This window comes from Pseudomonas sp. Lb2C2 (genome assembly GCF_052112205.1).
GTDB classification, from domain to species: Bacteria; Pseudomonadota; Gammaproteobacteria; order Pseudomonadales; family Pseudomonadaceae; genus Aquipseudomonas; species Aquipseudomonas kilonensis.
This window is the reverse complement of sequence record NZ_JAUTYW010000012.1, coordinates 109041-129539: the sequence shown is the minus strand read 5'-3', so window position 1 is coordinate 129539 and position 20499 is coordinate 109041. Positions and strand designations below refer to the sequence as shown.

17 protein-coding genes are annotated in these 20499 nt (G+C 58.9%); 6 read left to right on the top strand and 11 right to left on the bottom strand.

What is annotated here, in order from left to right:
• Positions 1-84: 84 nt before the first annotated feature.
• From Q7F16_RS29080 to Q7F16_RS29065, 4 genes are all read right to left on the bottom strand, one after another.
• Positions 85-789 carry a copper chaperone gene (locus tag Q7F16_RS29080; RefSeq protein ID WP_409555305.1) on the bottom strand — a complete coding sequence of 235 codons (705 nt, stop codon included), beginning with the start codon at positions 787-789 and terminating at the stop codon, positions 85-87.
• A gap of 94 nt (positions 790-883) precedes the next feature.
• Complete coding sequence (locus tag Q7F16_RS29075) at positions 884-2419, bottom strand: tyrosinase family protein (RefSeq protein WP_046061795.1); 1536 nt, start codon at positions 2417-2419, stop codon at positions 884-886.
• A 110-nt stretch (positions 2420-2529) separates the two neighbouring features.
• Positions 2530-2952: a hypothetical protein gene (locus Q7F16_RS29070; protein ID WP_046061794.1), complete on the bottom strand. Its 423-nt coding sequence runs from the start codon at positions 2950-2952 to the stop codon at positions 2530-2532.
• A gap of 16 nt (positions 2953-2968) precedes the next feature.
• Positions 2969-5092, bottom strand: coding sequence for a multicopper oxidase family protein (locus tag Q7F16_RS29065; protein ID WP_409555306.1), 2124 nt, complete (start codon positions 5090-5092; stop codon positions 2969-2971).
• 1046 nt (positions 5093-6138) lie between these two features.
• On the opposite strand from Q7F16_RS29065, the gene Q7F16_RS29060 reads away from it, so the two are divergent.
• On the top strand, positions 6139-6594 hold the full coding sequence (locus Q7F16_RS29060; RefSeq protein WP_409555307.1) for a hypothetical protein: 456 nt from the start codon (positions 6139-6141) through the stop codon (positions 6592-6594).
• 291 nt (positions 6595-6885) lie between these two features.
• Here the strand turns inward: Q7F16_RS29060 and Q7F16_RS29055 are convergent, their stop codons facing one another.
• From Q7F16_RS29055 to Q7F16_RS29045, 3 genes are all read right to left on the bottom strand, one after another.
• On the bottom strand, positions 6886-8577 hold the full coding sequence (locus tag Q7F16_RS29055; protein WP_409555308.1) for a thiamine pyrophosphate-binding protein: 1692 nt from the start codon (positions 8575-8577) through the stop codon (positions 6886-6888).
• 34 nt (positions 8578-8611) lie between these two features.
• Positions 8612-9328 carry a hypothetical protein gene (locus Q7F16_RS29050; protein ID WP_014338908.1) on the bottom strand — a complete coding sequence of 239 codons (717 nt, stop codon included), beginning with the start codon at positions 9326-9328 and terminating at the stop codon, positions 8612-8614.
• A 237-nt stretch (positions 9329-9565) separates the two neighbouring features.
• On the bottom strand, positions 9566-10342 hold the full coding sequence (locus Q7F16_RS29045; protein WP_409555309.1) for an SDR family oxidoreductase: 777 nt from the start codon (positions 10340-10342) through the stop codon (positions 9566-9568).
• A gap of 117 nt (positions 10343-10459) precedes the next feature.
• Here Q7F16_RS29045 and Q7F16_RS29040 point away from each other — a divergent pair, with 117 nt between their 5' ends.
• Entirely contained in the window at positions 10460-11386 is a 927-nt protein-coding gene (locus Q7F16_RS29040; RefSeq protein WP_046062099.1) for a LysR substrate-binding domain-containing protein, read from the top strand.
• Between the two features lie 3 nt (positions 11387-11389).
• Here the strand turns inward: Q7F16_RS29040 and Q7F16_RS29035 are convergent, their stop codons facing one another.
• Positions 11390-12949, bottom strand: a complete 1560-nt coding sequence (locus tag Q7F16_RS29035) for a GMC family oxidoreductase (RefSeq protein WP_409555310.1) — start codon at positions 12947-12949, stop codon at positions 11390-11392.
• A gap of 164 nt (positions 12950-13113) precedes the next feature.
• The gene (locus tag Q7F16_RS29030; RefSeq protein ID WP_046061786.1) at positions 13114-13875 is read right to left on the bottom strand and encodes an alpha/beta hydrolase; all 762 of its coding nucleotides are present in this window, start codon (positions 13873-13875) and stop codon (positions 13114-13116) included.
• A 114-nt stretch (positions 13876-13989) separates the two neighbouring features.
• Here Q7F16_RS29030 and Q7F16_RS29025 point away from each other — a divergent pair, with 114 nt between their 5' ends.
• Together Q7F16_RS29025 and Q7F16_RS29020 are read left to right on the top strand one after the other, a co-directional pair.
• Positions 13990-15423: an HD domain-containing phosphohydrolase gene (locus Q7F16_RS29025; protein ID WP_409555311.1), complete on the top strand. Its 1434-nt coding sequence runs from the start codon at positions 13990-13992 to the stop codon at positions 15421-15423.
• Positions 15424-15851: 428 nt separating this feature from the next.
• On the top strand, positions 15852-16481 hold the full coding sequence (locus Q7F16_RS29020) for a LysE family translocator (protein ID WP_014338912.1): 630 nt from the start codon (positions 15852-15854) through the stop codon (positions 16479-16481).
• A 39-nt stretch (positions 16482-16520) separates the two neighbouring features.
• Here the strand turns inward: Q7F16_RS29020 and Q7F16_RS29015 are convergent, their stop codons facing one another.
• On the bottom strand, positions 16521-16973 hold the full coding sequence (locus Q7F16_RS29015) for an Lrp/AsnC family transcriptional regulator (RefSeq protein ID WP_024616693.1): 453 nt from the start codon (positions 16971-16973) through the stop codon (positions 16521-16523).
• Between the two features lie 98 nt (positions 16974-17071).
• On the opposite strand from Q7F16_RS29015, the gene Q7F16_RS29010 reads away from it, so the two are divergent.
• Positions 17072-17683 (top strand): LysE family translocator, encoded by a 612-nt coding sequence (locus Q7F16_RS29010; RefSeq protein WP_409555312.1) that lies wholly within the window; start codon positions 17072-17074, stop codon positions 17681-17683.
• Between the two features lie 76 nt (positions 17684-17759).
• Here Q7F16_RS29010 and Q7F16_RS29005 read toward each other — a convergent pair whose 3' ends face one another.
• The gene (locus Q7F16_RS29005) at positions 17760-18752 is read right to left on the bottom strand and encodes a GntR family transcriptional regulator (RefSeq protein WP_409555606.1); all 993 of its coding nucleotides are present in this window, start codon (positions 18750-18752) and stop codon (positions 17760-17762) included.
• Positions 18753-19092: 340 nt separating this feature from the next.
• Between Q7F16_RS29005 and Q7F16_RS29000 the strand changes: the two genes are divergently transcribed.
• Complete coding sequence (locus Q7F16_RS29000) at positions 19093-20469, top strand: amidase (protein WP_409555313.1); 1377 nt, start codon at positions 19093-19095, stop codon at positions 20467-20469.
• Positions 20470-20499: the final 30 nt, after the last annotated feature.

The following is a 20499-nucleotide window of genomic DNA, read 5'->3' as shown; positions in this document are numbered from 1 at the left end:
GTGCGTGCGGACCCGGGCTGCATGCGATGAGGGTGGAAGGGAAGGTCCAGACGGATTGCATACGTGAAGCCTTGTTTTAAACGGTCAGCCCCAGCGCGGTGTTTTGGCAGCGATGAGCCGTTCAGCCAGCAGGATCGCGCCCGCCAGCAACATCATCGGAATGTGCCAGGACCCGCTGACAAGCGGCACGACCATCCAGGCCCAGCACGAAACGATACAAAAGAGGCCGTGCGCCAGGCCTCGGATCAGGCAATCCCTGTTGGCAGCCCAGCCGAACAGGCTTAGCGGCCCCATTCGGTGGCCACGATTGAGGGCTGCACGGTGCCACGGGCTCGCGCTCCACAGCATCGCAATCAGCAGCGCCACGGCCAGGGCATTTTCTGCGGCAGCCATCTGTAGCAACAGCGCCAGGGCGATCAGGAGCGGGCCGGCGGCCATCCACATGGCACCGTAACCGAGCAGGAAGCCGACTGACGCTTGTATTCGCCTGCTTGGCAGGCTGGAGCGCCAGACGTGTATGAGTGGCGTCGCCAGGAGGGGCGGCATCATGGCCAGGAGCATCAAGGCCCAACCGGCCAGGATTCGCTGGGGTGGGTTGAGTGCCAGCTCCGCTTGCAGGGCGGCAGGCCAACTCGTGAAGATCGATAGCCCATCCACAGTGACGCAAAACGCAGGTCCGTTGGTGGTGATGTCGTTGTAGACGGACAAGGCCAAGCCGAGTCCCGCTATTGCCAAAAGCACCGGCCAGGGGTCGTAAGTAAATTGACGTAGAACAGAGCCTGGGCGCATGACGTCGTTCTCGACGCTGATGTCTATCTGGCGTTCGTCAACGGCTGAAGCCGGACTTCAACGCCTGAAGTCCGGCACCCTTGGTCCAGCAGCGCTACTGAGTTTGCAGCAATAGATGCACATCAATGACGGGGTCGCCCATCAGCTTCTGCGGGAACCGATCGCCGATGAAGTCCTTGTTCACCGGCTCTACCCAGACGCTCAGCTTGCCGCCCAACACGACCGCCATGGGTAACTCGAAATCGAATTGGGTCATGGCATTGGCCACGCAATTGGCGCAGCTTTGAACCTCTACCGGTTGAAACAATGCTCTGGAGGCGATGGTCTTGGCGTCTTTTTGCAAGTGCACCGAGAAGCTGCCGGGGATCTTCAGGCGATTGATACCGCTGACTCGCACATTGACCCGATCGGCTTCAACCGTGAAGTGTTTGGACGCAGCGAGCGTACGCTGGGTCTTCGGCAGGAAATCGACGTTCGAGCCTGTCGCCACGGGCGCATAGTCAATGCCGAGTTGACCGACCGAGTCGATGATCGCCAGCGTGTTCAGCTCTAGTGGGGTGCTGGTGAATGGGTTCAGGGTTTGCAGCGCCGTATCGTTGAAGATCTGATAACTGACGGGGTCGGTGACTTCGTTGATGGTCGTGAGCAATCCATGCAGGTCGGTGGCCAGCATTTTTTTCTGCCATTCCCAGAACAGCCTGTCCCAATTGCAATGGAAGAACCAGAACACTGGGTCGAAGGCCGCCACTTCCTGGTTCTGCATGGTGGGGCCAATTGAGTTGTGGCCACTGTCGTGGGCGGCAATGATGGTGTTGTGGGCGGCGCCGGACCAATAGCCGTGGAAGTCCTCCCAGTCAGTTTTGCTCATGGCTCGGTTCACATCATCGGTCACCCCATAGGTCAGCAGGTTTTGGGCGATCGTGTCGTAGGTAAAACGTGTGGTGACGTAGCCTTCCGGATAATCGGAGCTGGCTGCTTGCTGCAACGTGTACTGGTCGAAGGGTGGGCTTTTAAGCACGTCGGGGAAGGGCGTGGTGATATCCCAGTAGGGCAGGGTGACGTTCGCACAGCCGGGGACCGATCTCAGGGCGTCCTCGAAGCTGACCAGATAGGCTCGGTGCCAAGGGTTGTAGCCCGGGACGTGATGCATGCAATAGGTATTGGGTGCCGGAAACCAGTGATAACCGGCTTGCGTGAAGTAGCTGTTGGGATCGGTGGGGGCCATGGCCATAATGGCTGAAAACGCCTGTTTGAGCAGATCGAGCTCGGCGCTGGACAGCGTGGTGATGTCCTTGCGGACCCTGGCGGTGGACGCGTCTGCGCTGAACAGTGAGCGCGCAGCGAAGTCCGTTGCGTTGGCGCTGGCAGCGGGGACTCCTTTCGGGTAGCCGTTGTTCATCCAGTTGAGGAAGGTACCCACCCAGTCAGCGGGCCAGGGTCGATTTGGCGGCATATTGCCCCCCGCCACTTGTTGGTAGATATCGCCTGCGTGCTTCATCACCGCGTCGTAGCTGGCCAGGTCGAGGCCTTGCCTGGCCATGTGCGCTCGGTCTACTGAGGTGAACATGTCGCGGATCTGCCCGTACCAGGTAGGTTGGGCGACAGGCGCTGTGGTGGAGGTAGTGGTCATGCCCGACTCCTTGTCGTCAATAACGAACGTTGCAGTGGATCGGATTCCGGGTCGCCAGCATTGCTTGCTCTAGATCCCTGTCGGCCCGGTAGTGTCCCGACAAACAGTACCTAGGTACTTTTGACGCAGATGAACGAGGCGACCAGTCCAGCGGGTTCGCCATTGTGAGGTTTCATACGGATGACCGACCCGGTGATGGCCGGAACCTGGCTCACGCCGTTGGGCCAACGTTCCGTCAGCGATCCGTCATAATCGTAGAAGTAGTCTTGTGTCGAGGTTCCGGGACGCCCGCTGCCCGCAATGTGCACATGGTCTGGACGACCGTGGCCATGGGTGATGACCCCCTTCAAATCCATGACGGCGTTTGCCCCGAAACTGAGTTCGCCGATGAACGAATCGTTGGCGGTGTCCTCTACGGTCCACACACCTTCGGCGAACAACAGCGCCTCCAGTTTTTTCGGGTCACCGTCAGTCAACGCGGGGTTGTTGAGAAAGCTCCTATAAGTCCATTTTCCTGCAAAGGGATTGCTCATTGCTGACATCTCCTTATCAGTGTTGCTTGGAATCCGAGTGTTGATGCGATGTGTGCTTCATACCTGCCATGCCAATGCCGCCGCCGCTGGCATTGATGTCTGGAACGATCTGGATATTGTTCATCATGCCGCCGTCTTCGTGGTCGAGGATGTGGCAGTGGATGACGAACTCACCGATGTAGCGGTCGTAGTGCGTGCGCACCAGGACCTGGTAGTCGTTCTGCACGAAGATGGTGTCCTTGAACTCGTGCCACATCCCGCAGTATTGGTTTTGCAGTCCCAGTTCGTCGGCCGGCACCAGGCACTCGCCATTGGGACCGAAGATACTTTTGGGCTTCTCGCCGGGCTTGGCGTAGAGCACGTCCATTACCTGGAACGGATTGACGTGTATATGAAAGATGTGGGGTTCACCCTGGGAGGTCAGCACCCAGTCGTCGGTGGTGTTGACCTGGCGAGTGAAATCGATGCGGTCCGGATCGTAGGACTTGTAGTTGATGTAAAAACCGAACGCGCCTGTCCAAGGTTCTCCCGGTTTTTTCGGCGGGGTAGCGGGCGGTGAGGGCGGGAATGGCGGATTGCCAATGAAGAAGTCAGCCTTCTGGATGTCGTTGTTGACCACCGCATCCTTGAGGTCGTCCATCCCGCGCCAAGGTTTCAGATCGCCGGTCCGCAATCCTTCGAGGGCCTCGGCGGGCAGCGACGGGGCCGTTTTGTTGGCGTTATAGAGCGCTTGCTGAATATAGCTTTGCGGGTCGTCGGTCACGACCTTGCCGCCAGAGACGATCACCGTCGCCAGCAATTGGGTTTCGTTCGGGCCCTGGCCGCCCGGGCCGCCATCGGGGCCGGCATTGGCGCGTTCTGCGGGCGTGGCGGCCTGATTAAGCACACAGTAGGTGCCGTCGCGGGGGAACATCAGCAGCACATCACTGCGATAACCGGGTTGCAGGAAGTTACTGCCGATGCCACCGCTGACGCTCTTTTTATTCACGCCGATGGGGCGAATTGCGGTGCGCGTGAGTCCGTCGGCGGCGATCTCGAATTGAGGGACGAGCTCGACCGGTTTGCTGGCGTCGGGCACGGTCACCGGGCACAGGTCGGCGATCAGCGCAGCCTGTTCCTTCGGTGTACCACTGAGCACACCTTTGAGTGCGAGACTGGCTTTGGGACTGGTCGTGTTCATGGGCACGATCTGCAGATTCACGGTGTCGTGGATACCTCCGTGAATGAAACGCCAGCGTTGGATTTCTCCTGCGGCAATGCCCTGGAGGGTCGGTTGCACCACGCCGTTGATGCTGGTGAACCGACCGCTCTCATCCCAGACAGTGGGCGAGGCGAGTTGCGCATCGAAGTTCTCTACCACACCTGTCTTGCCGCTGGGACACGTCCAGGTGCCATCTTTTTGCGTAATGATGTTGCCCTTGTCGTCGAAACAGGCATAGGGGATTTGCTGGAACAGAAATACTTGTTCGGTAAAGGGTTTCCCGGAAGCATCCTTGAGAATGGTGTCGATGTCGCCTGGCTTGCCGCCAGTGTAGGGTCGGTCACCGCGCACAATCAGGGCTCCCGCAGCACCGCTGGCGACCTGCAGCGCCGTGGAACCATGCCGGTGCGCGTGGTACCAGAAGGTGCCCGAAGGGTGATCTGTGGGGATGTTTACCTCGTATTCGAATTTGGTTTGCGGAGCGATGTTCAACAGCACGTTGTCACTGTTGCCCGACGGCGACACGTGCATCCCGTGATAATGCAGATTGATCGTGTTGAAGCATCCTGCTTCGCCATTCGCCGGATCGCTTCCCCCCGGACAGCTGGGATCGTTTTTATCCAGCTGGTTGTCCAGGTGGACCCGCAAGGTGTTGCCTGGCTGCACATCGATCAGCGGCCCCGACAGACAGCCGCCATAGGAACGCAGCTTGACCTTGTCCTTGGCACCGTCGGGATTGCCCGGGTTGTAGATATAGTTTTCGCGCTTCTGCACTTGCAGGTTGAGTTCGACGGTTTGTCCGTCGCGGGTAATGTCGCCCTGCGGGTTGCAATCCGTTTTCGCAAGGGTCGACTCAGTTGCCTTCAGCGTGCCCGGCGCGCCTTTTTCAACAAGCCTGGGCGGCGCCAGGAACGGCTGGGCGGCGAGTTCGGCAAGCACTGCCTGGGAGGTTGTGCAGACCAACAACCCGGCCAGGACTATACGAAGCGAAGTCATATTGTTCTCCCTGCGCCATTGCGCGAATGTGTGCGACAGCCTTGGCGGCCGTGTGTCCTTTGATCAGCTGATTTACATGGGAACCGGCATCGATCCTGCGGTGAGGCTGCTTGTTTTCCAGGAAGAATCTTTGCGCTTTAGCACATTGGCGCTGTTCGCAGCCATGCAGGAGGAGTCGCAGGTGCGACCTGCGGCTGGGCGGTGGTCCGGCGATTGGGTGGCGCAAGGGAGGGTGGGGTTGTACGGCGGTTCTCTACGAGCCATCCGATTGAATGGCTCGTAAGGGGCACTGATATCGAGCAAGCCCACGCGATCATGGGCCGCTATTGCAAACAGGTACTGTCCTGGTGCGGACATGGCTCCCTCCTGGGGAACATCATGACGAACGCGTTTACGTCGCCAGATGTGTAGCTTCCTGCTAATCAGCGTTGTGATGCCCGGACGGCAAGATCAGAGGTCTTGTGGCTCGGAGCCAGTATCCTGAAAGTCAGCTCTGGGAGCATAGCCGGCGTTATTTTATCTGCAAGATATTTTCGTAGGCATTTTCTGAGGGGGAGCCGGTAGGGGCATTCATAGGGACCGCTCCTGGCCTTTGACCGGCTGGTGGACGAGCGCGTTCGCATGCCGGATACGCTGATTTGACACCAGGGGGCGGTGGGAATCCAATCAGTTCCGAACTGGGTTATGCCAACTCTTTCGGTCCACCATTGCAGGTTTTGAGCGAGATCGCTCGCAACACATCTGAATGCCAGGATCCTGTCCTTGAGGCTTCTCACCCGAAAGACATTGCGATGATCGGCGGCACAACGTGCTCCTCTCAAACCTATCTGTGCATGCAGATGAATGGCGGTAGTCAGAGCTAGGGTTATCAATCAGCAAGTGGAACAAACTAATGTCCTGGTAGTCTTCAAGAGTGCCCTTGGCAACGGACGGTTCTTACATGGGGGCGGTCCGAAACGTTGGAGTATTTTTTCCATAGGAGGTTTCGCGTGCCCTGGAAGTCAAATCTTGTAGTGCTCGCCGTGTCTGCCGTTGTCTTTTCGGCGCAGGCTCAATCCGATCGTCAAGTGGTCGAGGACATGGTTACTCGCTCGGCCAATGTCTGCCCAGGCCACAGCACCGAGCGCACCACGCCCACGGTGAAGGCGGTGCCTGTCGGCGCGTTGCGGGTCATGCTTGACCGCGGCTTGGTCATGTGTCCCGATCGGCGCCTCGATGTCGACGCGCCGGCTGTGTTCTACGGTCGAGTTGGCGTATTCGAATGGAACCCCGAGGTGTCTGCAAGCTCGGAGGTGATCGCCAAGCAGATCGACGCCATGACCCGCAAGGACGAGTATCCGTCGGACACCTTGGTTTGGGATGCCAAGGGTATGCCACTTGAGCAGCGCACTGTGCCGGCTTTCGAGCCCAAGCCAGGGGCTGCTGTGCTGTACCAGGTACGGTAGGCCCTGACGACGAGGCGCGTGGAAGTAAGGGGCAAGTTGGTTTATAGGGTCATCGCAAATCTTGAGAATCTTCAATACAGACGTCCTACCCACACTGGGTGGACGGTCTATCTACGATATCAAACACTGTCGAGCTGTACGGTGGCGTTGAGAAAAGGGGTCACAGATTACCCGCGATATTCACCAGCCAAGATCGAGCGTGGGAAAGAGCTGTTGTCATGACGAGATAGCTGCCCCGTCAAAGCCTACAGTCCCGTATAGGCAGGGCAGGGACAAGGTGCGCCCATTCCTTCAGGGCATGATCGGTAGTTCAATGAGATTCGGGCAGCCTGAGCGAATACCTTCTTCGACAGCTCCCGCAATATCGCCGGCGCGCTCGATCCTGCGGGAAGGGATTCCCAGGGAAGAGGCGAGGGCCAGGAAATCGATCGCCGGGTCGCAAAGGTCCATGCCGATGAACTGGTCAGTGCTTGCACTTAGATAGTGCGCCTGGCTACGAGCGTAGTTCTTCAAAATGTTGTATTCGCTGTTGTTCATGACAACGAACGTGACCGGCAGCCGTTCATGCGCCGCCGTCCAGAGTGCTTGCGGTGAGTACATTGCCGAACCATCACCGACCAGACAGACTACCGGGCTGCGGTCCAGGCCAAGCGATGTACCGACAGCCGCCGGCATGCCCCAGCCCAGGATGGCGCTGCGGGTAAAAAGATACTGGCGGGCCGAATGGGAATCCAGGCAGGCACGGACATGAGGAATCGTGGCAGGTGCTTCGTCGACGATCCAGACGTCCGGCCCGATTGCCCGGATAGCCTCGTGGGCAGCCACGAAAGGCGTTGTCACCGGCGTGTTGAATTCGCGACTGACGCGAGCGGCGACGTCGGCACGACGTGTATCGCGTTCTTGGCCAGCGATGTTTCGCAGCGTCGCGATTGCCTCGCTGTGTGGGGTCAATTTCTTGTCCAGTATCGGCAACAGCGTTTGCAAGGAGAGTCTTAAATCCCCGATCAGCCCTAGCGCTGTCTCGTGGACTCTGCCTAGTTGGTGTCCATCGCCGGTCAATTGGATAAGGCGACAGTGAGGCGGAATAGCAGGGCCCTGGGAATATTGATAGCTGATCAACGAATGGCCGCCGAGCAGGAAGACCGCGTCGAAGTCAGAGAACGTCTCCCTGGTATCGCAAGCCTTTGCAGACAGCGTTCCCCGCCACTGCGGATGAGCCGTCGGGAACGGAATATGCCCGGGCCAGGATGGCCCGTAGACCGGCGCGCCGAGTGCTTCGGCGAGCATCACGGCTTCAACTTCCGCGCTCGACTGGATCACTTCTTCTCCAACGATAATCGCCAGACGACCGGGGGTAATTGTCGCTAAGGCAACGGCCAATTCCTCAATCGCCCCGGTCACGGCACCGCGCTCGATTCGCGATGGCAGGCCGGCCGTTACATCCGTGTGTTGCTCCATCACGTTAATCGGCAGGGAAAGGAAAACCGGGCCGGCCGGCCCCGTGCGACAGTCCTGAAACGCACGACGCAGCAGCATAGGGATGTGTTCGGGATGATGAATTTCCTCCGCCCATTTGACGCTCGGTCTGGCGAGCGCGACGAGGTCTCCGTGGAGCAGCGGGTCGGTCACGCCATGTCGCGTGTCTTGTTGACCCGCCGTGACGACAAGCGGTGTATTCGCCATCTTTGCGTTGAGAATGGCGCCCATTGCATTGCCGAGTCCACCGGCCGTATGGAGGTTGACGAAGCCGGGGCGACCGGATGCCTGCGCATAACCGTCGGCCATCGCTACGACTGAGGCCTCTTGGAGGCCGAGGATGTATTGGATGTCTGAGGCGCCTGAGAGGGCGTCGAGCAAAGCCAGTTCGGTTGTTCCCGGATTGCCGAAGACGTAGCGTACAACTTCGCTGCGAAGCACTTCTACGAACAGGTCCGCGCCGCGTTGCCCGCGGCTGTTGAAAGAAACATTGGATCTTAAAGGCATGGCGCAGAACCTCATCTGATCTGGAAGCTTTGATTTAGCTGGCTTGCTGTGGCGACTGTCGTGCGGCAATCGCATTGCACAAGGCCCGGGCGACAGGTGCGTAACTGGTCTGGCTGGGCTGGCCGGCTTCGGGAGCCCCGGTGGGATTGATCAGGTGCACGGCGATCTGTCCTGGCAGCCATGAGACGAGTGGCCAACGGGTGCGATAGGCAGGTTTAGGCCGGGTATCTCCGATGGTCGGATCAAAATCGCAGGATGTCACAAACGCTATCCCTATCAGGCAAGCGCCTTCGAGCTGCGAGCGCACGCGGCCAGGATTTTTCAAGAAGCCCAAGTCCGCGACAACGACCGCGTCATGAATGATCAAGCGGCCTTCGTCGCTCACCTCGATATCGAGAACGACCGCCATGCAGGTCTGCGCGTCATAGTGGGCAGCGATGCCTTGCGCCCGACCATGTCTTGGGGGCTTGCCCCAATGAGCTTTCTTTGCCGCTTCGGTGATGACGCTCCGCATTCGATGGCCATCGACGCTTGATGAGTGCCGAGTGCCATCGTTCACCGTCGATGCCGGATCAATCAGCGAAAGCAGATAGTCCCTGTAATCCAGCTTGCAGGCTCGCACCTGCGCGGCCATGAATCGCTGTTCGGCGAACAGACGGAGCAACAGGCCTTTTCTGTCCAGATTGCTGTCGAGCGTCGATTGCCAAGTGAATGGATCAAGAGCACTGACGTGCGCATCAGAATGGCTCATTGCGTTTCTCCTTCCGGCTGATGGCAAGAGGTCCAGCTAAAGCGATGTGTCCTTGGTGCCTGTAGCGCTGGCACCGTAGGGGCAGTCATTGGGGTACTTTAGGGGGAAGGATCTGACGTCAGAGTGACCGGAGGCTGACAGGAACATGTCAGGCGTCAAGTTCGGTTTACGACGTCCTCAAGCACGGCCTAAAACTCAGTGCTGGAGTGTTCAAGGAGCGTTAACGTCCCACACCTCTTATGAAGCCGTTGGAATGGTGCCGCCATCAATGACAAACTCGCTGCCCGTGATGGATGCCGCGCGAGGCGAAGCCAGAAAGGCGATGAGGTTTGCCACTTCTGCAGGTTTCGAGGGCCGGCCGAGTGGAATACCGCCTAACGCATTCATGATCATCTGCTTGCCGCCTTCGTAGTCGGTCCCTGCTTCTTTCGCCAGGCGCTCGGCCAAGGCGACCGACGCCTCGGTTTCAACCCACCCTGGCGATACTCGGACAACACGTACGCCTTCTGGCGAGACCTCCTTCGACAGGCTTTTGCTGTAAGTCGAAAGCGCAGCCTTGGCAGCCGCGTAAGCGGTCGTTGCTTCAGGCAGCGGCAGCCGACTCTGAATGGAAGTCACGTGAATGATGACGCCCTCGTTTCGTTCGAGCATGCTCGGCAGCAAGGCACGATCGATACGTACGGCTGGAAACAGGTTCAGATCGAGCTCGCGTTGCCAGTGTTCCTCGTCCAGTGCAGCAAAGCCGCCACCCGGTGCCGATGAGCCACCCAGTACGTGGATGATGATGTCGACGTCTCCCAATATTCGCTTGGTCGCGGCCACCAACGTCTCACAACCTTCCCGGGTCGATAAGTCAGCCGGAACGCACACGTCTGGCGGCATCTCGATGTTTGCCTGGCGAGCCGAGGTCAGCACTTTTGCGCCTTCGTCGAGCAGCAGCTCAACAACCGCTTTGCCGACGCCCTTGGTGCCGCCGGTAACCAGAATGCGCTTGCCTTTCAAATCAAGATTCATGGCGTAATCTCCATCTCTGACGGTGAATTGATGACACCCAGCGATCTTGCCGCCCACGGGATAGTTTGCTCAACTGGTATAAACGTAATGGCCAATCCCGATAAGCAGGACAATCAAATGCCGGATCTTCGTGTAGGGCTCAACGAGTTGGAGGCGGTGACGGCGGTGGCGCGGCGGGCCTCGTTTCGACAAGCCGCTATCGACTTGAGTGTTTCGACGACTGCGTTGAGCAATACCATCGCCAAGGTGGAGTCGAACCTTGAAACGCGGCTGTTCAATCGCACCACACGCAGCGTGTCGCTCACCGAGGCCGGCAGGATGTACATGGAGCAAGTCGGGCCGGCACTGCAGGATGTTCGCGCGGCGCTCGAGGCGGTGCGCTCGCACAATGTCGGACCTTCGGGAGTCTTGCGCATCAATGCGTTTGCAAGCGCTGCGCGTACGACCCTGATGCCGCTGATCCTGGAGTTTTCGCGGCGTTACCCAAAGGTGCACATCGATCTGGTGACCGAAGGGCGTCTGGTGGATATCGTTGCGGACGGCTTCGACCTCGGCGTGCGGTCTGCCAATCTGGTACCCAGCGACATGATTGTCGTCCCGCTGGGTCGACCGCAACGTTACGCCATCGTGGGCTCGCCAGCGTACTTCGAGGTGCACGGCCAGCCTCGGACTCCAGCCGATCTACTCACTCATCACTGCTTACGGATCCGCCTACCCAACGGTGCCATTTATCCGTGGCATCTGGAACGCGACGGGGAGGTCATCAGGCTGGATGTGAACGGGCAATTCACGCTGGACGAGCCTGGCCTTGCCAAGGCGGTAGTCGGGGCAGCCGTGGCCCTCGGTTTTTTCATGGAACAGGACGTTCAAGCCGAAATCGACAACGGAGAGTTTGAGCGAGTGTTGGAGGATTGGACGCCAGCGCGAGACAACTTGTGCTTGTATTACCCGAACCGACGCAACCCTTCGGCAGCGCTCAAGGCATTTACCGACTTGGCCCGTGCCAACCTGATTGGCAACGAGAGACTTCGGGCGCCTGTATGAAGCTCACAGATTGTAAGTGGCCCGTATAGCCTCCACGGCCCGCTCGCCGATCACGACGCACGGGGCCATCGTATTGCCGCTCGTGACATGCGGCATGATGGACGCATCGGCAATGCGCAGGCCCTGGATTCCGTAGACGCGCAGTTGACCATCGACCACGGACATCGCGTCCTGGCCCATTTTTGCCGTACCGCACTGGTGCCAGTAGGTAACGGCAGCGTTGCGCGCGTAGTGTTCGAGCGATTGGGTGTTCAGTTTTCCAGGCAGGCTTTCACTTTTTACCAAGCCCTTGAAGGGGGCCTGCGCGCCCAGTTCCTGGACAAAACGGATGTTTTCCAGCGCGTTGCGCCGATCGGTGGGATGCGACAGCGTGTTGGGTTGAATGATGGGGCCATCAGTCACATTCGGGCCGCTGAGCTTGATCTGTCCGCGACTTTCCGGGTGGGCAAGGCCAGCGAACATTGTCCAGCCATGTGCAGGAACGCCGAGTGACGCGGTCTCTGCGCTGGGCACTGGAAATTCGACCTGGCAGTGGAACATGTCCGGGAGATGCAAAGCACTTTCGCTGCTCCAGTAGAGCGTCGCCTCCGAGCCGCCATACCCCACCGGTTGTGGGGTCGCGTATTCGAAAATAACCGCAAAGGACACGTGATCTTGATGATTGGCGCCAACGCCGGGGAGATGCCGGACGACCGGAATGCCGTGGCGCTGCAGTTCTTCCTCCGGCCCCACTCCCGATTGCATCAGGACCTTGGGCGTGTTGACCGCCCCCAGCGAAAGAATGACTTCGTGATTGGCGTAAAAACACTCGGTCTGCCCATTGTTTATGGTTTGCACGCCGATGACGCGTTGGTCCATGAATACCATGCGACTGACAAGCGTATCAGTCAGGACCGTGAGGTTGGGCTGGCCACAGCGCGGAGCGACGTAGGCGCGGTAGATGGAATTACGCCGGCCATCCTTGACGATGAGGTCGTTCAGCGCCGCACCTCCGCGGCCTTCCATCATGGCGCCGTTCGGGTTGTCAAAAACAGGTATACCCATTCCGGCAGCCGCACTGATCATGGCGTTCGCAATCGGTTGGGCGTTTTGTACAGGTGCGACATGAACCGGCCCGCCCTTGCCGCGACGAACGGAATCGCAGGTGCCCTGATAGTCTTCCACGCGTTGATAAATCTTCAGGACCGACGCGTAGTTCCATGCAGGCTCACCACTTTGCGCCGCGAAATCTTCCCAGTCGTTTTTATGGCCGCGGGCCCACAACATGACATTGACGCTGGACCCGCCGCCCAATCCGCGGCCCATGTTCAGCGGGATTTTCCTGTCGTTGAGATGAGGGTTTGCGGCACCCAAAAAATTCCAATCGCGCTCGGTGCCAAGGTTCAGGGGCCAGTTCCCCGGCTCCAGCACGTGGGGGTGGTCATCGCTGCCTCCGGCCTCGATGAGCAATACCTCGACCTCGGGATTCTCGGCCAGCCGTCCGGCCACGACGGAACCGGCGGTCCCCGCCCCACAGACGATAAAATCGAAATGGCGCTTTTTCAGCTCGGAATTCATAGGCATGAGCGGGTTTCCTTGGACGGTGGGGTATTGCTCGCCTGATGCGATGGCTGCTGCGAGGGAAGTGCGTTGCATCCGAGCTTCTGGCCACCCTGTCCTGAAACCGGTGGCAATCCATTCAGACGCAGCAGCACTTCCCTCGATCTCAGCGCAGAAGGGGCCTGGAGTTACTGGCTCTTCTGAACCGCCTGGATGATGACTTTTGCGACATCTGCCGGGCGAGATTGTTGTGGCACGTGGCTGGCTTCGATTTCGGTGACCTTGGCACCGATCTTCTTGGCAAAAGCGCGTTGCAGATCAGGCTGGATCATCCGGTCCTCCTTGGCCACAACGTACCAGGTTGGCTTGCCTTTCCAGGCGGCGGCGCTGGTTCTGTCATCGAAGGCCGAGGCCCGGATCGGCCCTTGCGTCGCCGCCATTACCGCGGTTTGCTCTGGGGAAAGATCCTGGGCAAAACCGGTGGCCATGCCCTCGGCGGTCATGTACAGGAAACCGTTTTTGTCGGCGGCGATGTCTTTTACGCCGGACGGGGCAGGGTAGTCCTTGCCCAGGTCTTTACTGGCTTGACCGGCATCCGGAGCGAACGCGGCGACGTACACCAGGCTGCGCACTTTCTTGTCGGTGCCAGCCTCGCTGATGACGGTACCGCCCCAGGAGTGGCCGACCAATACGACGTCGTTCTCCTGGTTGTTCAGCACTCGCTGCGTGGCGGCGACATCGTCCGCCAGCGAGGTCAACGGATTTTGTACCACGGTGACCTTGATGCCTTCCGCCTGCAGCAGCGGGACGACCTTGCCCCAGTCGGAGCCGTCGGCGAAAGCGCCATGGACAATGACGACTGAAGGTTGCTGCGCCGCGGCATGGACCGCGCCGCCGAACAGTGAACAGGTCATGGCGAGTGTGAGGGCAAGTGCCTTGGGTTTGAACATGATGCGATCTCCTGTATGGGGTGAGCGCAGTTTCAGCGATACTCGGCGGCTGAGGTATCGGTCATTTATCCGAGGCCATCAACAATGTTCAATCGGCTGCCCGGAGGAAACGACATGTCAGCAGGTGACTGTATCGAATTGGAAGACGCCATCCTGGCGTTGTCCATGGTGGGCGACCTGAGCATGGGCCAGCCGTTCGATCAGTCGCGCCGCACCGCCCGATTGGTGCAGATGCTCGCGCAGGTGTGCAATGGCGCTGGCGAGCACACCGAGATCGGACGCCAGGTGGCCTTGCTGCGCTGGTCAGGGTGCACTGCCAATGCGGAGGGCTTCACCCGACTGCTGGGCGATGACGTCGAGGGCCGCAACGCGATGCTGACGCAAACACTCAGTGCGGCGGGCCAGCGAGCGATGCGCAGGTCCACGCCGCTGGCGCAGATTCATTGCGAGGTGTCCGGTGATATCGCTCATACATTGGGCTTGAGACCCGAAGTCGAACACGGGCTGCGTCATGTGTTTGAGCAATACGACGGCGAGGGAAGGCCGTCCGGCCTGCGTCATCCGCTGGTGCCGGAGGTGGTTTATCAAGTGTTGCTCGCCGGTGATCTGGAGATCCTGTCTCGCAGGCACGGTCTGGAGGTGGCATTGCAGTGGATCGCCAGCAAGAGTGATCGACGCTATCCAGCAGCGCTCGCCGCCGAAATGCTGCAACACGCCGAGGATTGGCTCGCTCAACTGCGTACGGCCCATGTTGCTGCTTCGCGGAAAACCGCACCATCAGTGCCATTGACCCTTGTCGGCGATGTGATCGATCTCAAGCTGCCGTGGCTGTCGGGGTATTCGCGACGTTCTTCGGAGCTGGTCCAGGAGGCCGCCAGGCTTTCGGGGCTGCCAGAGGCATCAGTAGACAATCTCGGCCAAGCGACGCTGATCCATGGCCTTGGCCGCGCAGCGGTGCCCAATCGAGTCTGGAATACCCCGGGTGCGTTATTGGAAGGCGATCTTGAGCAAGTGCGGTTGGTGCCTTACTGGACGTCGCGGGCCTGTAGCCAGATACCGGCGCTGGCAGTGTCGGGCCAGATTGCGGCCCACGCCTACGAGCGACTGGATGGCAGTGGTTACTTCCGCAGTCTCAACGGTGAGGCGCTGCAAAGCGAACATCGCTTGCTTGCCGCGGCCCTGGCTTGGCAAGCATTGCTGAGCGAGCGGCCGTGGCGCTCGGCCTGCAGTCAGGACGATGCCGCCCGCTTGTTGCTGGACGAGGCGGAGCAGGGACGCTTTGACCGACGAGCCTGTCAGGCGGTCATCGCGGCGGCGCGCGGGGACACGATGATGACGGCCTGCAGGCCAAGCGGTGGCCTGCTTTCCGAGCGTGAAACCGAAATTCTACGGCGCATCAGCACAGGAGGAAGCAACAAGGAAGTGGCGCGTCAGCTAGGCATCAGTCCGAGCACAGTCCGCACCCATGTGGAAAACGTGTTCCGTAAACTTCAATGTACCACCCGTGCGGCTGCGACCCTCAAAGCCCTGACACTAGGGTTGATTTGAGGTTAGGTCCATATCTGGCATATCAAGATGTGATGCCGAGACGCTTACCGAGTTTCTTAATGGGGGTATGTCGGCTCTGGTAGACCGTATGAACACTGCCAGTTCGTTGCTCATTCGCCATTCTTTGACTCATTGAAAATGTCGGGGCATTCGAATTCATAGGTTCGCTACGGCAGGAGCAGCTCTACGCCCCCGCTTAGTTATCCAAGAAATCCGTGAGTATGTCTGTGGATAACCACGCCGATGCCAGGTAGGCAGGGCGTTTTAACGGGCGCTCAAAAAATGTACAGGCAGGTTGGCATCACCTCCCGCCGTAGGCCATTGAATTTAAACAGGGCGCTGAAAACCGGGATCACTTTGCAAGCATGTTCCGAAGTAGCTAGTTAGAGTGGATAGCCGTACGGCTGCCGACTGCCATGGAAATCCAAATGAGCGACTTATCCCTGCTGCTTGCCTTCATCGCTGCTGCGTCAGTGCTCACGGTTACCCCCGGCGTGGACACAGCCATGGTGCTTCGCGCTACAGCGACCGGCGGTCGACGTTCGGCGGCGATGGCCTCTATCGGTATCGTGCTCGGGTGCCTGGTGTGGGGAGCCGCGGTGTCACTGGGGCTCGGTGCCTTGTTGCAAGCTTCGGAGTGGGCTTACCTTGCGCTGAAAATCGTGGGTGCCGCTTATCTCGTCTGGCTGGGTGTAAAACTGCTGCTGCGACCCAGGACAACGCTGCAAGGGCAGGGGATCGAGAACATGGCTGGCTCTTCGCGTGACGCCTTTATTCGCGGTTTATTAACGAACCTGCTGAACCCCAAGATAGGTGTCTTCTACATCACGTTCCTCCCCCAGTTTGTCCCGAGTGGCGCGAGCGTGGCCAGTTACTCCTTCTTCCTTGCGGCGTTACACGTGCTGTTGACGCTGGCCTGGTTCGGCATTCTGATAGCGGCGACGGTGCCGCTGAGCAATTTCCTGAAGCGCCCAGCGGCTCTGAAGGCACTTGACCGGCTCACGGGCGGTGTTTTTGTCGCGTTTGGGCTCAAACTGGCTGTTTCCAATCCGGCTTGAGCCGAAGCTCCATGTATGGCCGCCCGCGGTTCTCCAAGCTTAGGCACGGTCGTTCTTTGGCGTGTCCATTACGATGTAGCTCGTAATCGAAGAAACATGCGGCTGCGTACCCAAGACCTCACTGTGGAATGTCTTGTAAGCCTTCATGTCCGCCAGTTCGACACGCAGAAGATACTCAAACGTCCCGGTGACAGTGTGAAACTCAACCACATCCGGACAGGCGCAGATCGCTTTTTCAAAAGCCCGAAGCGTGTCCTTGGTGTGGTTGGAGAGTCCTACGGTCACGTAGGCCACAAACCCTGCTCCCAGGCGAGATCTATCGATGACTGCCCTATAGCCTGTGATGACCCCAGATCGCTCTAGCTCTTGAACCCTTCTCAGGCAGGCGGAGGCAGACAGCCCGACTCGTTCGGCCAGCTTCAAATTGGTCTGGCGGGCGTCCCGTGAAAGCTCACGCAATATTCTCCTGTCAATTTGATCAAGTTCGGTCATTAGTTGTGTTTGTCCTGGATTTATTCGTGATTATGCAACCATTGTGCGTGTGCTGAGCTATAAAATTTCCGCACTTCTCAACCAGGCTTATCCTTGTCATGACCGATCCCACGCTCCTCATTCCATTCATGATTTTCGCCATCGTGATGACCGCTACACCGGGCCCTAATAACGCCATGGTGTTGGTCTCAGGTGCGAAGGTTGGCGTGATGCGAACGATGCCCTTGGTCGGTGGTATCGCCCTTGGAGTCAGCTTGCAGTTCGTGCTGCTTGGACTGGGGCTAGGTACCCTATTTGACGCGGCGCCAGGTTTTCATACAGCGCTAGGCGTTGTCGGCGCAGGCTATATCCTTTGGCTGGCCTGGAAAATTGCAACCAGCGGCCCGCTGGAAATCGGTCAAGACAGCCGGCCTCCAATGGGGCTATTAGCGGGTGCGGCATTTCAGTGGATAAATCCGAAAGCGTGGGCGCTTTCAATTAGCGCATCTGCAACGTATATACCCGTCGAAAACCATGTCCTGAACCTATGCATAGCAGGTGCTCTATTGGCGGCTCTGTCGATGCTATGCGTGGGAATCTGGGCAGTGGGTGGGGCTGCATTACGCCAGGTGCTAACGCGCCCCAGCTATTCGTTAGCCTTCAACGTCTCTATGTCCATCATTTTGATACTGACTACGTTGCCTGCGATTCTGCGGTTGGCCCTTTCATAGCCGTAGCGAGTCCTACCCGATGGTGTGGCAGGTGGCAAAGGCCATGGAAATGAAGCGGTCCACGCCGAACCTGCTTTCAGCTCAGTCTGGTCAGATACGCCGGCACTTGTTGCTCAGGTAGCACTGACAGAACTTTCAACCGCTGCAACATGCGTTGGCGGGCGCGGTGGAGGTGTTCCTTGAGGTTCAGTGCAGCGGCGTCGAATGCGCCATGCAATAGCAGCTCTAAAATCAGACGGTGCTCGGCCAGCATGGCTTCGTCGGGGCCGAGGCCCAACTGACTGTAAAAAATCCGACTGATGATCCTCGGGCTCTGGGCTTGCCGGATCAGTGTTGCGATCTTGCGATTGTTTATTCCGGCGAGGCAGTGGTAATGCAGATCTTCCTCAAGCTGCTCGATGCATGCCAGGCTGCAATGTGGGTTGCTCTGTGCCTCTTTAACCCGAGCCAGCATCGCTTCAAGGGACCCCCGGCTAAGCCCTGGTGCGCTCTGGCGTAACGCCTCAGGTTCAAGGCAGGCGCGCAACTCGTAGTCTTCGGTGACCTCCCTGGCGGTGAGCGGGCCGGCCAGCCACTGGGAGTAAGGTTCCTTTTCCACCAGGCCGCGGTCACGCAGACGCATCAATGCCTCGCGTATCACCGCCCGGCTGACGCCGTAATGCTCGGCGGCCTTTTGCTCGTCGAGCCGATAGTGCCCGAAAGCAATACAGGTCGATAAAGCCGAGCCAATCTCGTCGAACATCCGCTCGCCCAACGGCCGGGTATCGACCAGTTCTTCGCTGCTATCAAGACCGAGTTGCTTGTGGGTAACGGCCAACCGCAGTGGCTCCACTTCAACTCCCTTCGGGTTGACCAGATAACCGCGGCCGTCGAAACGACTGATCAAGCCTTCCTTGTGCAACAGGTCCAACGCTTTGCGCACCGGTACGCGGCTGGTTCCGAACAGCTCGGCCAGAGGTGCTTCGAGCAGGACGAGTCCTTGAGCCACCTCTCCGTTAACGATGGCGTCACGCAGGACCTGGCGGATCATGGCGTAGCGCGATGCAGTGCGGTAATCCTCGGCGGTCATCGATCTCATACGCTTCTCGAAAGGCGGGGGAAGATTCTCGCACAAGTCTGTTGTCACCGTGGACCACGTCATTTGTGCGCGTTCGTTGGGCCGTTGTTACTGATTTGCACCAAAACGGATATTTTCTAATTAATACATTATTTGTGTTGTTGGGTGATCCTGCAGGGAAGGCTTCGCAAAATTGAAGTATCCACCCGCTTGGAAAGGTGTCTAACCCGTGGGCTAGCCGCAGGCTGCTTGCTCAGGTGACCGCCCTGACATTCCTTCAACACTCATTCTGGCACGCTATCTGCTTTGTAAAACGTATATTTTATTAATAAATACGTTTTCGGTGGATCAGATGTTCTACGCCAGTCCTCAATTACCGCTTGAAGCCGATGCATTGGCGATGGCAGATGCATTCGCCTCGGGCTGCAGCGACCCGGTCAAGGCGTTGGAAGAAATGCTGGCCAGGGTGGTGGAAGTCGATGACGTGTTCATCTCTCTCTGTTCGGCGCGTGCCTTTCGCGAAGCCCACTCATCGGCCGCACGCTGGAAGGCCGGACAGCCGGCAAGCGCACTGGACGGCGTACCCATTGCTTGGAAAGACATGTTCGACGTCGCAGGCAGTCCAGCGACCGCAGGCGCAGCCGTGCGCCGCGACATTAAGCCAGCGCTGCTTGACGCTAATGTCGTAGGCCTACTGGCGAAAGCTGGAATGGTCAGTGTCGGGAAAACAAACCTCAGCGAGTTCGCTTACTCAGGACTTGGACTCAATCCCCATTTTGGAACGCCGCACAATCCAGTCGGGCTCGACCAACCACGCATTCCAGGCGGTTCGTCCTCGGGCTCAGCGGTCGCGGTCGCGGCGGGAATCGTGCCGATTGCCATGGGCACGGACACCGCTGGGTCAATCCGAATTCCAGCGGCCTTCAATGGGCTGGTGGGGTTTCGCAGCAGTTGCAGGCGCTACAGCCGCGAAGGCGTCTTCCCGCTCGCGCATACCCTCGACAGTGTCGGGCCTCTGACACGTAGCGTGCGTGATGCCTTGGCTATCGATGACATCCTCTGCGGGCGCAGCAAGTCGACATCACTCATCCCTCACAGTTTGGCAGGGCGGCGTTTTTGGGTCGACCAGGCGGTCCTTGATGATGCACGTGTAGAACCTGCGGTACGTGACAACCTACTGCACTGCTTGAGCGTATTGAAAGATCACGGTGCGCTGATTGACCTGCGGCCTTCGCCAGCCTTTCAAGCGACGCTTCAGCTTATCGAGCTGCAAGGCTGGCTCGGCGCCCCTGAGGCTTTCGCCCTGCATCAGCCTCTGCTCGACAGCGATGCCGCCACCCGACTCGATCCCCGCGTGCGACGCCGCCTGGAAGCCGCACGTGCATTCCCCGCCAGCCAGTTGATCAACCTCCACAGCGCGCGCAACCGGCTGCAGCAACAAATGACCGATGAGCTGGATGGGGCGTTTTTGATTACACCAAGCGTATCCCATGTAGCGCCGCCTCTGTCGCCACTGGAAGCCGATGACGAGCTTTTCGTGCACACCAATCTCGCTACGTTGCGCCTGACCATGCCTGGCAGTTTGCTGGATCTGCCGGGTGTGTCACTGCCGAGCGGCCGCGATGCGCTTGGTTTGCCCACCGGCATGTTGATTAGCGCGCCTGCGGGCGAAGACTTTCGATTGTTGCGCGCGGCGCTGGCAGTGGAAGCCGCGTTGCGCCAGCCCTGAAACCCACGACTGAACTGATAAAACTGCAGG